At 64.9% G+C, this 13,936-nt stretch carries 11 protein-coding genes; 5 read left to right on the top strand and 6 right to left on the bottom strand.

Translation table 11 applies throughout. The features are described from left to right. Positions 1 to 9 precede the first annotated feature (9 nt). Positions 10 to 708 (bottom strand): lipoprotein-releasing ABC transporter ATP-binding protein LolD, encoded by a 699-nt coding sequence (gene lolD, locus ACQ5BL_RS02885; protein ID WP_207884424.1) that lies wholly within the window; start codon positions 706 to 708, stop codon positions 10 to 12. Further along, positions 701 to 1,954: a lipoprotein-releasing ABC transporter permease subunit gene (locus tag ACQ5BL_RS02880; RefSeq protein WP_207884423.1), complete on the bottom strand. Its 1,254-nt coding sequence runs from the start codon at positions 1,952 to 1,954 to the stop codon at positions 701 to 703. Before ACQ5BL_RS02880 ends, lolD begins: the two co-directional genes overlap by 8 nt. 323 nt (positions 1,955 to 2,277) lie before the next feature. On the opposite strand from ACQ5BL_RS02880, the gene ACQ5BL_RS02875 reads away from it, so the two are divergent. The 3 genes from ACQ5BL_RS02875 to ACQ5BL_RS02865 are packed head-to-tail and all read left to right on the top strand — an operon-like array spanning position 2,278 to position 3,901. Further along, a complete protein-coding gene (locus ACQ5BL_RS02875) occupies positions 2,278 to 2,853 on the top strand; it encodes a PilZ domain-containing protein (RefSeq protein ID WP_243805085.1) in 576 nt (191 codons plus the stop codon). Positions 2,854 to 2,867: 14 nt separating this feature from the next. Beyond that, the gene (locus tag ACQ5BL_RS02870; RefSeq protein ID WP_243805086.1) at positions 2,868 to 3,182 is read left to right on the top strand and encodes a phosphodiesterase; all 315 of its coding nucleotides are present in this window, start codon (positions 2,868 to 2,870) and stop codon (positions 3,180 to 3,182) included. Continuing rightward, positions 3,179 to 3,901 carry a glycerophosphodiester phosphodiesterase gene (locus ACQ5BL_RS02865; RefSeq protein ID WP_207884420.1) on the top strand — a complete coding sequence of 241 codons (723 nt, stop codon included), beginning with the start codon at positions 3,179 to 3,181 and terminating at the stop codon, positions 3,899 to 3,901. The genes ACQ5BL_RS02870 and ACQ5BL_RS02865 overlap by 4 nt, the downstream gene beginning before the upstream one ends. A 42-nt stretch (positions 3,902 to 3,943) precedes the next feature. Here ACQ5BL_RS02865 and sthA read toward each other — a convergent pair whose 3' ends face one another. The 4 genes from sthA to ACQ5BL_RS02845 form a co-directional block, all read right to left on the bottom strand. Then, positions 3,944 to 5,338 carry a Si-specific NAD(P)(+) transhydrogenase gene (gene sthA, locus ACQ5BL_RS02860; RefSeq protein WP_207884419.1) on the bottom strand — a complete coding sequence of 465 codons (1,395 nt, stop codon included), beginning with the start codon at positions 5,336 to 5,338 and terminating at the stop codon, positions 3,944 to 3,946. A gap of 210 nt (positions 5,339 to 5,548) precedes the next feature. Continuing rightward, positions 5,549 to 6,595 carry an FAD:protein FMN transferase gene (locus tag ACQ5BL_RS02855; RefSeq protein WP_243805087.1) on the bottom strand — a complete coding sequence of 349 codons (1,047 nt, stop codon included), beginning with the start codon at positions 6,593 to 6,595 and terminating at the stop codon, positions 5,549 to 5,551. 92 nt (positions 6,596 to 6,687) lie between these two features. Continuing rightward, the gene (locus ACQ5BL_RS02850) at positions 6,688 to 8,085 is read right to left on the bottom strand and encodes an amino acid permease (protein WP_207884417.1); all 1,398 of its coding nucleotides are present in this window, start codon (positions 8,083 to 8,085) and stop codon (positions 6,688 to 6,690) included. Between the two features lie 106 nt (positions 8,086 to 8,191). Further along, the gene (locus tag ACQ5BL_RS02845) at positions 8,192 to 9,655 is read right to left on the bottom strand and encodes a glyceraldehyde-3-phosphate dehydrogenase (RefSeq protein ID WP_243805088.1); all 1,464 of its coding nucleotides are present in this window, start codon (positions 9,653 to 9,655) and stop codon (positions 8,192 to 8,194) included. A 140-nt stretch (positions 9,656 to 9,795) separates the two neighbouring features. Here ACQ5BL_RS02845 and mfd point away from each other — a divergent pair, with 140 nt between their 5' ends. Continuing rightward, positions 9,796 to 13,260 carry a transcription-repair coupling factor gene (gene mfd, locus ACQ5BL_RS02840; RefSeq protein ID WP_243805089.1) on the top strand — a complete coding sequence of 1,155 codons (3,465 nt, stop codon included), beginning with the start codon at positions 9,796 to 9,798 and terminating at the stop codon, positions 13,258 to 13,260. 12 nt (positions 13,261 to 13,272) lie between these two features. Then, on the top strand, positions 13,273 to 13,932 hold the full coding sequence (locus ACQ5BL_RS02835) for a CsiV family protein (protein WP_430292776.1): 660 nt from the start codon (positions 13,273 to 13,275) through the stop codon (positions 13,930 to 13,932). Positions 13,933 to 13,936: the final 4 nt, after the last annotated feature.

Genomic DNA, 13,936 nt, shown 5'->3' with positions numbered 1-13,936 from the left:
CGTTATCCCTCAGGCGGCGACCAGCCGGCCCTCCTCCAGGCGCAGCACGCGGTCCATCTGCTGGGCAAGGTGGGTGTCGTGGGTCACCACCAGGAAGGCGGTGCGCAGGGACTGCGACAGTTCCAGCATCAGTTCCTGGATACCGTGGGCGGTGTGCTGGTCGAGGTTGCCGGTGGGCTCGTCGAGCAGCACCAGTTTCGGCGTATTCACCAGGGCGCGGGCGATCGCCACGCGCTGGCGCTCACCACCGGAGAGTTCGGCCGGCTTATGGCTCAGGCGGTGTTTCAGGCCCACGCGCTCCAGCAACGCGGTCGCGCGCTGACGTGCCTCGGGGATCGGCGTCTTGCCGATCAGCAGCGGCATGCAGACGTTCTCCAGGGCGGTGAATTCAGGAAGCAGGTGGTGGAACTGGTAGACGAAGCCCAGCGCGCGGTTGCGCAGCAGGCCGCGCTGCTTCTCGTTCAGCGCCGACAGCTGTTCGCCGGCCAGCCAGACGCTGCCGGTGCTGGGCGTGTCGAGGCCGCCGAGCATGTTCAGCAGGGTGCTCTTGCCCGAGCCGGAGCTGCCGACGATGGCGACGCGCTCCCCTGGGAGCAGCTCCAGCTGCACGCCGGAGAGCACCTCGACCGACTGCGGGCCCTCCTCGTAGCGCTTGCCGAGGTCGCGGCAGCTCAGGACGGCCTGGTCGTTGGGGGTCGGCTTACTCATAACGCAGGGCCTCCGCGGGCTGGGTGCGGGCCGCACGCCAGGCCGGATACAGGGTGGCGAAGAAACTCAGGATCAGCGCGGCGCTGCACACCAGGATCACGTCCTCGCTCATCAGCTGCGAGGGCAGGTAATCGATGAAGTAGACGTCCGCGTTGAGGAATTTGTGGCCCAGCAGGCGTTCCAGCAGGGCAATGGCGGAGCTGACGTTGAGCGCCGCGAGCACGCCCAGCACGCCGCCGATGAAGGTGCCGATCACCCCGATCACCGTGCCCTGGACCATGAAGGTGGCCATGATCTGCCCCGGCGTGGCGCCCAGGGTACGCAGGATGGCGATGTCGGCCTTCTTGTCGGTGACGACCATGACCAGGGTGGAAATGATGTTGAACGCGGCGACCGCAACGATCAGCAGCAGCAACAGGCCGATCATGGATTTCTCCATGCGGATCGCCTGGTACAGGTTGCCGTGGCTGCGGGTCCAGTCGCGGGCGAAGTAGTCGTTGCCCTTCAGGGTACGGGCGATTTCCCAGGCGGTGCGCGGCGCCTGGAACAGGTCGTCGAGCTTCAGGCGCAGGCCTTCCACCTGGCCGTCCTTGAGGCGGCGCATGCGTGCGGCGTCGTCGATATGGACCATGCCGACGTAGCCATCCAGCTCGCCGGCGCCAATGTGGAAGGTGCCGACCACGGTGAAGCGCTTCATGCGCGGGAACACGCCGGCCGGAGTGACCGAGACTTCCGGGGCGATGAAGGTGACCTTGTCGCCCAGCTTCACGCCGAGGTTCTTCGCCGCCTTGTCGCCGATGATGATGCCGAACTCGCCGGGCTTCAGGCTCTGCAGCGAGCCCTGCGTGAAGAACTGGTCGATGATCGAGACCTTGCTCTCCTCGTTCGGGTCCACGGCATTGATCAGCACCTTCTGCACCGTGCCGCCGGCGCTGAGCAGGCCCTGCATCTGGATGAAGGGGGCGACCTCCAGCACGTTGGGGTGCTGGGTCTTGATCTGCCCGGCGATGCCCTGCCAGTCGGAGATGGGCTGGTAGGACTCGACCGTGGCGTGGGGCACCATGCCCAGCACGCGGGTGCGCATCTCATGGTCGAAACCGTTCATGACCGAGAGCACGACGATCATCACCACCACGCCCAGCGCGAGGCCGATCATGGAAGTGAGCGAAATGAAGGAGACAAAGTGACTGCGGCGTTTTGCGCGGGTGTAGCGCGTTCCGATGTAGACGGAAAGGGGTCTGAACATGTGGGGCCGATTTAGAAGATGAAGAGTGCGTCGAACGCCAGAGTCTACTTACGATCAGCTGCGCGTCGGCATAACTGCGTTAAAAACAGGCTCGGATGCTCATTTACCAAACGTAAACTGCGCGTCCTCGCCTATTTGACTCGCTGGCGCTCGCCCTTCGGGCCAGCCTTTGGCTGTTACTCCCGTTGGTCGTTGCGCCTTGTTCTGCTCTAGCTCGCGTGATCGTAACCAGACTCTAGGTTCCCTCTGGCGTTCGACTTCCGTGTGGCGAGGCTCGGCAGGCGGCTTTACACTCAGACCATCACTGCCTCCGTGGGTTCGCCATGTCCACTCCAGACGCGGATGACCGCCGCGAATACTATCGTATTGAAGACACGCTCGCATTGGAATTTCGCCCGCTGCGCGAGGACGAAATCCAGTCGCAAGAAGTGCTTCAGGATGATTCGGCGCTGTTCAATCTGCTCAGCGACCTGCACCTGACCGACTTCGAGTCGCAGCACCTGCTGCGCCATATCAACGAGCGCGACCGTCCGCTGGCCAGCTATCTGAAGGTGATCAACAAGCGCATCGACCTGATCGCCCAGGCCCTGACCCAGAGCCTGCTGCGCGAGATCGGCCCGGCGCGCCCGGTGACGCTCTCCGAAGGCGGCATCGACTTTCGCGACCACCAGCCCCTTGCGGTCGGCCTGGGCCTGGCGCTGAAGATCGTCCTGCTGCCCCAGGGCCTGGGCCTGCTGCTGCGCGCGAAGGTCACCCACTGCCAGCAGGAGGCCGACGGCCGCTACGAGATCGGCACCGAATTCGAGACGCTCAGCGATGCCCAGCGCCAGCTGCTGGCTCGCCACATCCTCCAGCGCCAGGCACTGGAACGCCGTCTGGCCAAGGCCCGCGGCGAATGAACGAAGGGAACTCCATGCGCCACCTGCTCCTGCTGCTCTGCCTTGCCATACCCCTGCCACTGATGGCCGATACGATAGAAATTCCGGTGGGCGACCAGGGCGATCCGCATATCGTCCTGCCGGCCCGCGGCGAGAGCCAGAACGCCGTGCTGGAGCGCTTCGGCCTGCCGGACGACGAGCACCCGCCGGTAGGCAAGCCGCCGATCACCCGCTGGGACTATCGCGAATTCAGTGTCTATTTCGAGAGCGGCCGCGTCGTCGATGCGGTGCGCCAGCACCACGCCCAATACCTCAAGCCCCAGAATCCGTCTCCCAAGGAGCCCCAGTGACTCTGATCTATGGACATCGCGGCGCCAAAGGCGAAGCACCGGAAAACACCCTGACCAGCTTCCAGCGCTGCCTGGAACACAACGTGAAGCGTTGCGAGCTGGACCTGCACCTGTCCCGCGACGGCGAGCTGATGGTGATCCACGACCCGACGCTCAAGCGCACCACCGGCCGGCGCGGCAAGGTCTCCGAGCAACTGGCGGACGACCTGGTCACCATGGACGCCCGCCAGGGCGGTCCGGGCTGGGTGCGCCCCTGCCCCATCCCACGTCTGGCTGAGCTGTTCGAGCGCTGCGAGTTCGAACACTGGCAGCTGGAAGTCAAGAGTGCCTCGAAGGAGCGTGCGAGCCGCACCGTGCAGGCGATCCACCATCTGGTCGGTCGCTTCGGCCTGCGCGACCGCATCACCGTGACCTCGAGTTCACGCACGGTGCTGCGCGCGGTGGAAGAACTGGCGCCGGAACTGTCCCGCGGGCTGGTGGCTGAGTACGCCTGGCTCGACCCGTTGAAGGTCGCCGCGCACTACGGCTGCGATCTGCTGGCGCTGAACTGGACGCTGTGCACCCCGGAGCGCCTGCTGAAAGCGCAGAAACAGGGGCTGCATGTGTCGGTCTGGACGGTCAACGAGCCGGCCCTGATGCGCCGGCTCGCCGATTTTGGCGTGGACAGCCTGATCACAGACTTTCCCGGTTTGGCCACTGCCACGATCGGGAATCGCTGAGCAGGTTCCCCCCGACCGGCTCAGGCCGCCGGTCGGGGTACTTCAAAAAATCCGGTTCAGGCCGTCGAACGCCGCTACGCGGTAGGCTTCGGCCATGGTCGGATAGTTGAAGGTGGTGTTGACGAAGTACTTCAGGGTGTTCAGCTCGCCCGGCTGGTTCATGATCGCCTGGCCGATGTGGACGATCTCCGACGCCTGGTCGCCGAAGCAGTGCACGCCGAGGATTTCCAGGGTTTCGCGGTGGAACAGGATCTTCAGCATGCCCACCGGCTCGTTGGAGATCTGTGCGCGGGCCATGCCCTTGAAGAAGGCCTTGCCCACTTCGTAGGGGATCTTCGCCGCGGTCAGCTCGCTTTCGTTGCGGCCGATGGAGCTGATCTCCGGAATGGTGTAGATGCCGGTCGGCACGTCGTTGACGAAGCGCCAGCCGTCGTGCTCGACGATGTTGCCGGCGGCCGAACGGCCCTGGTCGTAGGCGGCGCTGGCCAGGCTCGGCCAGCCGATCACATCGCCCGCGGCGTAGATGTTCGACACCGAGGTGCGGTAGTTCTCGTCCACCTCGATCTGGCCACGGCTGTTGACCTTGATGCCGATGTTCTCCAGGCCCAGGCGGTCGGTGTTGCCGGTACGGCCGTTGCACCACAGCAGGGCGTCGGCCTTGATCTTCTTGCCCGACTTCAGGTGCAGGATCACCCCGTTGTCCAGGCCTTCCACGCGCTCGTATTCCTCGTTGTGACGGATCAGCACGTTGTTGTTGCGCAGGTGGTAGCTCAGCGCATCGGAGATTTCGTCGTCGAGGAAGCTCAGCAGCTGGTCGCGGGTATCGACCAGGTCCACCAGCACGCCCAGGCCGCTGAAGATCGAGGCGTACTCGCAGCCGATCACACCGGCTCCGTAGATGATCAGGCGGCGCGGGGTGTGGCTCAGCGACAGGATGGTGTCGCTGTCGTAGACGCGCGGGTGATTGAAGTTGATGTCCGACGGACGATACGGACGCGAGCCGGTGGCGATGACGAACTGGTCGGCCACCAGGCGCTCCACGGCGCCGCTAGGGGTCACCACTTCAACGGTGCGCTCGTCGACGAAGCTGGCAGTGCCGTTGAACATGTCGATGCGGTTGCGCGCGTAGTAGCCAGTACGCGAGGAAACCTGCTTGGAGATGACCTTCTCGGCGCTTTTCAGCACGTCCGGGAAGGAGAACCAGCGCGGCTCGCCGATCTGGCGGAACATCGGGTTGGTGTTGAACTCGATGATCTGCTTCACCGAGTGACGCAGCGCCTTGGACGGGATGGTGCCCAGGTGCGTGCAGTTGCCGCCGACCACGCGACGGCTGTCCACCACCGCCAGCTTGCGCCCGTACTTGGAGGCGTTCATCGCCGCCCCCTCGCCTGCCGGGCCCGTGCCGAGAATCACCACGTCGTAGTTGTAGACAGCCATGCGTACTCCTTCAGAACAGGCCGGGGCGCCCGCGTGGCGCTCCCGGCAAAACCCCGGCACCACATGCGCCGAGGCGGATCGAAATCATTGGCGCAGCTTAGCCCTGCGGCAAAAGGCTGCACATTAGCGGTTGGTCGGCAGGTAGGCGAATTTTGCCGTCACTACATGCCTTTACCGGCTTTCCGGGCGACATCATGCCCGCTGAAGCTTTCATTCAGGCTTCGGAAACAGCGCTTCGAAGCGCGGCGTCGCGCGGGTCACGAAACCTTCGCCCTGGCGCACGATGAAGAACGCCGCCAGACCATTGCGCTCGGCAAAGGTATAGCCCTCCTCCGGCCCCAGCACCATCAACAGGGTCGACAGGCCATCGGCGCGCAACGCCTGCGCATCGGCCACGGTGACCGCCGCCAGCGCGTGCCTGACCGGCGCGCCGCTGCGCGCATCGAAGGTGTGCGAATAGCGCTGCCCACCTTCCTCGAAATAGTTGCGGTAGTCGCCGGAGGTGGACAACCCGAAGCCATCCAGCACCAACGAGCGCTCCACCTGCCGCTCGCGCTCGCCGCTGGGCACTTCCAGGGCAATGCGCCAGGGCGTGCCGTCCGGTTTGCGGCCCACGGCCTTGAGCTCGCCGGTGATCTCCACCAGGTAATCCTTCAATCCCAGCTCGGCCAGGCGCGCGCTGACCTTGTCCACTGCGTAGCCGGCGACGATGCTGTCGAAGTCCAGCTGTGCGTTGACGTCCTTGCACAGCCGCTCGCCATCCAGGCGCAGGTGCTGATGACCGACCCGTGTCCGCTCGCGCTCAAGGGCGGCGGCATCCGGCACCTGCTCGGTGCGCGACTGCGGTCCGAAGCCCCAGAGGTTCATCAGCGGCTCGACAGTAAGATCGAAGGCGCCGCCGCTCTGCTGCGAGAGAGTCTCGCCATAGCGCCACAGCGTCTGCATGTCCGCCGGCAAGGCCATGCAGTCGCCGGCCGGCAGGGCGTTGAAGCGCGACACGACGGATTCGTCGCGGTAGGTGGAGAACTGCTCGTCCAGGCCGGTGAGGATCGCCTCGACCTCGGCCTTGAGCTTCGCGGCATCCGGCGACTGGCCGGTCGGCACGTACTGCACCGTGTAGCTGCTGCCCATGGTCGGGCCGCCGAAGCGTTCGACGGACTGCCCGCAGCCGCTCACGGCGGCGACCAGCAGAACGATCAACAGGCTTGCACGGAACAAGGTTTTCTCCTTCGCTGCCAGGCGCGCGGCGCCGGGCATTCTACCGCAAGCACCCGGCGCCACTGTTTCCGCTCCGGCAAAGGTGCATTACCAAAGAAAACGGGAGCCGAAGCTCCCGTTTCTCAACCGGTTCAGGCGTTGACCTTGGCCGGGGACTTGCGCTTGAACAGGTAGCAGGCACCCATCAGCACGATCCACACCGGGATCGCGTACACCGACACGTCGATGCCCGGGATCTGCAGCATGATGCCGAGGATGAACACCACGAAGGCCAGGCACAGCCAGTTGCCGAAGGGGTACCACAGCGCGCGGAAGAACGGCTGCACACCTTTGGCCTGCATGGCCTTGCGGAACTTCATGTGCGCCAGACTGATCATCGCCCAGTTGATCACCAGGGCGGCGACCACCAGGGACATCAGCAGCTCCAGCGCCTGGTGCGGGATCACGTAGTTGACCACCACGCAGGCCAGGGTGATGAAGGCCGAGACGCCGATGGCCAGCAGCGGTACGCCACGGTCATCGACCTTGGCGAAGGCGCGCGGGGCGTCGCCCTGCTCGGCCAGGCCGAAGAGCATGCGGCTGTTGCAGTACACGCAGCTGTTGTAGACCGACAACGCGGCAGTGAGCACCACGAAGTTCAGGATGTTGGCCGCGATATCGCTGCCCAGCAGCGAGAAGACCTTCACGAACGGGCTGCCGCTGTAGGGGTCGCCAGCGCTGCTGATGCTCTGCAGCAGGGCATCCCAGGGGTACAGCGAAAGCAGCACGGCCAGCGCGCCGATGTAGAAGATCAGGATGCGGTAGATGACCTGGTTGATCGCCTTGGGGATCACCTTCTTCGGCTCGGAAGCCTCGGCGGCAGTGATGCCCACCAGCTCCAGGCCACCGAAGGAGAACATGATAATCGCCAGGACCATCACCAGCCCCTTCCAGCCATTGGGGAAGAAACCGCCGTGGGCCCACAGGTTGCTCACCGAAGCCTGAGGACCACCGGTGCCGCTGACCAGCAGCCAGATGCCGAGCAGGATCATGCCGATGATGGCGACGACCTTGATGATCGCGAACCAGAACTCGGTCTCGCCGAAGGCCTTCACGTTGAACAGGTTGATGGCGTTGATCAGGACGAAGAACACCGCCGCCGTCGCCCAGGTCGGGAAGTCCGGCCACCAGAACTGGATGTACTTGCCGACCGCCGTCAGCTCCGACATCCCCACCAGGATGTACAGCACCCAGTAGTTCCAGCCCGACATGAAGCCGGCGAAGCCGCCCCAGTACTTGTGCGCGAAATGGCTGAAGGAACCGGCGACGGGCTCCTCGACGATCATCTCGCCCAGTTGGCGCATGATCAGGAAGGCGATGAAGCCGCCGATGGCGTAGCCGAGGATCATCGATGGGCCGGCCGATTGCAGGACACCGGCCGAGCCCAGGAACAGGCCGGTACCGATGGCGCCGCCGAGGGCGATCAGCTGGATATGGCGGTTCTTCAGGCCGCGCTTCAGCTCGCCTTCATGCAGATGATGTCCATCCATTCGAAGTCTTTCCAGTATCAGGAATTGGCAGATTTTATCGTTGTAGGGTGGAGCCAGTAACGAAAAACGGGAGCCCGAGAGCTCCCGTTTTCCTAAACCGCCTGAATCAGCGCGGGAAAGCCGGCGGGTTGACGCCAGCCATCTCTTCCATCACGCGGACGACCTGGCAGCTGTAGCCGAACTCGTTGTCGTACCACACGTACAGCACGACGCGGTTGTCGTTGGCGATGGTCGCCTCGGCATCGACGACACCCGCATGGCGGGAGCCGACGAAGTCGGTGGAAACCACTTCCTGGGAGGAGACGAAGTCGATCTGCTTCTGCAGGTCCGAGTGCATGGCCATCTGGCGCAGGTACTCGTTGATCTCTTCGCGGTTGGTGGCCTTTTCCAGGTTCAGGTTCAGGATGGCCATGGAGACGTTCGGCGTCGGAACGCGGATGGCGTTGCCGGTCAGCTTGCCCTTCAGAACCGGCAGAGCCTTGGCGGCTGCAGTGGCGGCACCGGTCTCGGTGATCACCATGTTCAGCGGCGCGGCGCGGCCACGACGGCTGCCCTTGTGGAAGTTGTCGATCAGGTTCTGGTCGTTGGTGAACGAGTGAACGGTTTCGACGTGGCCGTTGACGATGCCGTACTGGTCGTTGACAGCCTTCAGCACCGGCACGATGGCGTTGGTGGTGCAGGAAGCGGCGGAAACGATCTTGTCGTCAGCGGTGATGTCGCCATGGTTGATGCCATGCACGATGTTCTTCAGCGCACCCTTGCCCGGAGCGGTCAGGATCACGCGGTCGACGCCCGGGCACTTCAGGTGCTGGCCCAGGCCTTCGGCGTCACGCCATTTGCCGGTGTTGTCGACCAGCAGGGCGTTCTTGATGCCGTACTGGGTGTAGTCGATCGACGCCGGGTCGTTGGAGTAGATCACCTGGATCAGGTTGCCGTTGGCAGTGATCGTGTTGTGTTCTTCATCGATGGTGATGGTGCCTTCGAACGGACCATGCACGGAGTCGCGGCGCAGCAGGCTGGCGCGCTTGACCAGGTCGTTCTCGGCGCCCTTGCGGACGACGATGGCGCGCAGGCGCAGGCCGTCGCCGCCACCGGTCTTCTCGATGAGGATGCGCGCCAACAGGCGGCCGATGCGGCCGAAGCCGTACAGTACGACGTCGGTGCCTTCGCGGTCGCCGCCGTTCTGCTTGCCGACCACGTCGGCCAGTTCGTCCTTGGTGAACTGCTCGATGCTGCGGCCGTTACCTTCGGCCTTGAACTTGGCAACCATCTTGCCCAGGTCGACGGAAGCGGCGCCCAGCTTGAGCTCGCTCATCGCCTTGAGGATCGGGAAGGTGTCGTGTACCGACAGGCCGCCTTCGGCCAGGCGGTGACGGGCGAAACGGTGCGCTTTGAGGATCGCGATCACCGAACGGTTGATCAGGCCACGGCCGTAGATCGAGGTCACCACGTTGTTGTTACGGTAGAGTTGGCCGATCAGCGGAATCATGGCTTCCGCGAGGGCTTCACGATCGATCCACTCACCGAGACACTGGTCGGGCTTCTGGGTCACGGGCAATACCTTCCACATGTAGGAGAAGAAAAAAGGGGCTACATTATGACGGCGTGAACATTCGCCGGCAATCCGCAGCGGTCGTATGACTGACATCCGTCAATCGGGATAGTTACAATCCGACCGGTCAAATTCCTCGACCGGAGCCAAGACTGCCCGTGTCCGTATTGCGTATTCCTACATTGCCGACCGCAGCCGGCAAGCAATCCTGGGGCAACCTCCCCGGGGCAGCCCTGAGCCTTGCCATCGCTGAAGCGGCGGGGCCGGCGAAACGTTTCACCCTGTTGCTGACCGCCGACAGCCAGAGCGCAGAGCGCCTGGAGCAGGAACTGCGCTTCTTCGCGCCGGACCTGCCGGTACTGCAACTGCCGGACTGGGAAACCCTGCCCTACGACGTGTTCTCGCCGCACCAGGACATCATTTCCCAGCGTGTCGCCACCCTTTATCAGCTCCCCGAATTGCGCCGCGGCGTGCTGGTGGTGCCCATCACCACCGCCCTGCACCGCCTGGCGCCGGCCAAGTTCCTGCTCGGCAGCAGCCTGGTGCTGGATGTCGGCCAGAAACTCGACGTCGAGCAGATGCGCAGCCGCTTCGAGGCCGCCGGCTACCGTTGCGTGGACACCGTCTACGAACACGGCGAATTCGCCGTGCGCGGTGCGCTGATCGACCTGTTCCCGATGGGCAGCGAACTGCCCTATCGCATCGACCTGTTCGACGACGAAATCGAGACGCTGCGCACCTTCGACCCGGAAACCCAGCGCTCCATAGACAAGGTGGAAAGCATCCGCCTGCTGCCGGCCCGCGAGTTCCCGCTGCGCAAGGAGGCGGTGACCGGTTTCCGCGGCCGTTTCCGCGAGCGCTTTGATGTCGACTACCGCCGCTGCCCGATCTACCAGGACCTGGCCAGCGGCCTGACACCCGCCGGCATCGAGTACTACATCCCGCTGTTCTTCGACGATGGCGAGACTTCGACGCTGTTCGACTACCTGCCGCAGGACACCCAGGTGTTCTCCCTGCCGGGCATCGAGACGGCCGCCGAGCAGTTCTGGACCGACGTGCGCAGTCGCTACGAAGACCGCCGCTACGATCCGGAGCGCCCGCTATTGCCGCCCGGTGAAGTGTTCCTGCCGGTGGAGGACTGCTTCGCCCGCCTGAAGAACTGGCCGCGCGTCATCGTCAGCCCCGAGCCCATCGAATCGGGCGTCGGCCGCGAGCGCTTCGCCGCCGAGCCGCTGCCGGAACTGGCCATCGAGGCCAAGGCCACTGAGCCCCTGGCCCGCCTGCGCCAGTTCATCGAGCAGTTCGACGGGCGCATCCTCTTCACCGCCGAATCCGCCGGCCGCCGCGAAGTGCTGCTGGAACTGCTGGCGCGGTTGAAGCTGCGCCCGGTGGAAGTCGACGGCTGGCCGGGATTCCTGGCGCACAAGGACCGCCTGGCGATCACCATCGCGCCGATGGACGAAGGCCTGCTGCTGGACGCCGACAAAGGCCAGCCGGGCATCGCCCTGGTGGCCGAGAGCCCGCTGTTCGGCCAGCGCGTCATGCAGCGCCGGCGCCGCGAGAAGACCCGCGACGGCGGCGAGAACGTCATCAAGAACCTCACCGAGCTGCGCGAAGGCGCACCGGTGGTGCACATCGACCACGGTGTCGGCCGCTACATGGGCCTGATCACGTTGGAGATCGACGGCCAGCACGCCGAATTCCTCGCCCTGGAATATGCCGACGAAGCCAAGCTCTACGTGCCGGTGGCCAGCCTGCACCTGATCGCCCGCTACACCGGCAGCGACGACGCCCTGGCGCCGCTGCACCGGCTGGGCTCGGAAACCTGGCAGAAGGCCAAGCGCAAGGCCGCCGAACAGGTCCGCGACGTCGCTGCCGAGCTGCTGGACATCTACGCCCGCCGCGCCGCGCGCAAGGGTTACGCGTTCAAGGACCCGCAGGCCGACTACGCCACCTTCTCCGCCGGATTCCCCTTCGAGGAAACCCCGGACCAGCAGACCGCCATCGAAGCGGTGGTGGCCGACATGCTCGCCGACAAGCCGATGGACCGCCTGGTCTGCGGCGACGTGGGCTTCGGCAAGACCGAAGTGGCCATGCGCGCTGCCTTCGTCGCGGTACACAGCGGCAAGCAGGTCGCCGTGCTGGTGCCCACCACCCTCCTCGCCCAGCAGCACTACAACAGCTTCCGCGACCGCTTCGCCGACTGGCCGGTGACGGTGGAGGTGATGAGCCGCTTCAAGTCGGCCAAGGAAGTCGAAGGCGCCGTGGCGCAACTGGCCGAAGGCAAGGTGGACATCGTCATCGGCACCCACAAGCTGCTGCAGGACGACGTCAAGTTCAAGAACCTGGGTCTGGTCATCATCGACGAGGAACACCGCTTCGGCGTGCGCCAGAAGGAGCAACTCAAGGCGCTGCGCAGCGAGGTGGACATCCTCACCCTCACCGCCACGCCGATCCCGCGCACACTCAACATGGCCGTGGCCGGCATGCGCGACCTGTCGATCATCGCCACGCCGCCGGCGCGCCGCCTCTCCGTGCGCACCTTCGTCATGGAAGAACAGAAGTCGGTGATCAAGGAAGCCCTGCTGCGCGAACTGCTGCGCGGCGGCCAGGTGTACTTCCTGCACAATGAAGTGAAGACCATCGAGAAGTGCGCCCGCGACCTGGCCGAGCTGGTCCCGGAAGCGCGCATCGGCATCGGCCACGGGCAGATGAACGAGCGCGAACTGGAACGGGTGATGAGCGACTTCTACCACAAGCGCTTCAACGTGCTGGTGGCCTCGACCATCATCGAGACCGGCATCGACGTGCCCAGCGCCAACACCATCCTCATCGAGCGCGCCGACAAGTTCGGCCTGGCCCAGCTGCACCAGCTGCGCGGGCGCGTCGGCCGCAGCCACCACCAGGCCTACGCCTACCTGCTCACCCCGCCGCGCAAGCAGATGACCCCGGACGCCGAGAAGCGCCTAGAAGCCATCGCCAACGCCCAGGACCTGGGCGCCGGCTTCGTGCTCGCCACCCACGACCTGGAAATCCGCGGCGCCGGCGAACTGCTCGGCGAAGGCCAGAGCGGGCAGATCCAGGCGGTGGGCTTCACCCTCTACATGGAAATGCTCGAACGCGCGGTGAAGGCCATCCGCAAGGGCGAGCAGCCGAACCTGGAACAACCGCTGGGCGGCGGTCCGGACATCAACCTGCGGGTGCCGGCGCTGATCCCCGAGGACTACCTGCCGGACGTCCATGGCCGCCTGATCCTCTACAAGCGCATCGCCAACGCCCTCGACGAAGACGGCCTGCGCGAGCTGCAGGTGGAAATGATCGACCGCTTCGGCCTGCTGCCGGAGCCGGCGAAAAACCTGATACGCCTGACGCTTCTCAAACTGCAGGCGGAAAAGCTCGGCATCGTGAAGGTAGATGCCGGCCCCCAGGGAGGCCGGGTAGAATTCGCCGCCGATACCTGCGTCGACCCGCTGGTGCTGATCAAGATGATCCAGAGCCAGCCCAATCGCTACAAATTCGAAGGGGCCACCCTCTTCAAGTTCCAGGTGCCCATGGAGCGCCCGGAAGAACGGTTCAACACGCTGGAAGCGCTACTCGAACGCCTCCAGCCACAGACTCACTAAGGACCCCGTGCAATGCGCCTGTTCCAACCCCTGCTGCTGTCACTGGCCCTGCTCTCGCCGGCAGCCTTCGCCGAGCCCTACCAGGTGGAGCTGATTCTCTTCCAGCAGTCCGGCGATGCCGTTTTCGCCAGCCGCCCCGCGCCCGATGACTGGGCCAAGGGTGCGCAACCGCCGGGCCCGGACAGCTCGCGCCCCACGGCAATGGATGCGCAGGTCGCCAAGCTCAAGCAGAACGAAGGCTTCCAGGTGCTGATGCACAAGGCCTGGCGCCAGGAGATAGACACCAACCCGGTGAAGATTTCCCTGACCGAGGGCCAGAAACAAGACGGCCACTTCCCGGTGGAAGGTACCGTCACCCTCAGCCAGCAGCGCTTCGTGAACACCCAGACCGACTTCTGGATCAACCAGTTCAGCGCCGACGGCCTGCTGTCCGCCAGCCAACACATGGTCCAGGAAGCCAGCCTGAAGAACAGCGTGCTGACCTATCTGGACCATCCGAGCCTGGGCATGCTGATCAAGGTCAGCCCGCTCAACGCCCGCCCCGCCTCCCCGACGCCGCCCGGCATGGAAGACGAAGCGCCCACCGGCCCGGACGCACCGCAGCAGCCGGCGCCGGCCGCTCCGGCCGATGGCGGCTTCGACGCACCGCCGCCGGCGCAACCCGCCCAGTAACCAG

This window comes from Pseudomonas sp. B1-22 (genome assembly GCF_050474425.1).
GTDB lineage: Bacteria > Pseudomonadota > Gammaproteobacteria > Pseudomonadales > Pseudomonadaceae > Pseudomonas.
This window is presented reverse-complemented; position numbering and strand designations above follow the sequence as displayed.

Coding starts and splice junctions, on each gene's coding strand:
- ACQ5BL_RS02855 (WP_243805087.1), bottom strand. CDS start 6,595: ATGCCCGGCGCCGCGCGCCTGGCAGCGAAGGAGAAAACCTTGTTCCGT.
- ACQ5BL_RS02850 (WP_207884417.1), bottom strand. CDS start 8,085: ATGGATGGACATCATCTGCATGAAGGCGAGCTGAAGCGCGGCCTGAAG.
- ACQ5BL_RS02870 (WP_243805086.1), top strand. CDS start 2,868: ATGCGCCACCTGCTCCTGCTGCTCTGCCTTGCCATACCCCTGCCACTG.
- ACQ5BL_RS02880 (WP_207884423.1), bottom strand. CDS start 1,954: ATGTTCAGACCCCTTTCCGTCTACATCGGAACGCGCTACACCCGCGCA.
- lolD (WP_207884424.1), bottom strand. CDS start 708: ATGAGTAAGCCGACCCCCAACGACCAGGCCGTCCTGAGCTGCCGCGAC.
- sthA (WP_207884419.1), bottom strand. CDS start 5,338: ATGGCTGTCTACAACTACGACGTGGTGATTCTCGGCACGGGCCCGGCA.
- ACQ5BL_RS02875 (WP_243805085.1), top strand. CDS start 2,278: ATGTCCACTCCAGACGCGGATGACCGCCGCGAATACTATCGTATTGAA.
- ACQ5BL_RS02845 (WP_243805088.1), bottom strand. CDS start 9,655: ATGTGGAAGGTATTGCCCGTGACCCAGAAGCCCGACCAGTGTCTCGGT.
- ACQ5BL_RS02835 (WP_430292776.1), top strand. CDS start 13,273: ATGCGCCTGTTCCAACCCCTGCTGCTGTCACTGGCCCTGCTCTCGCCG.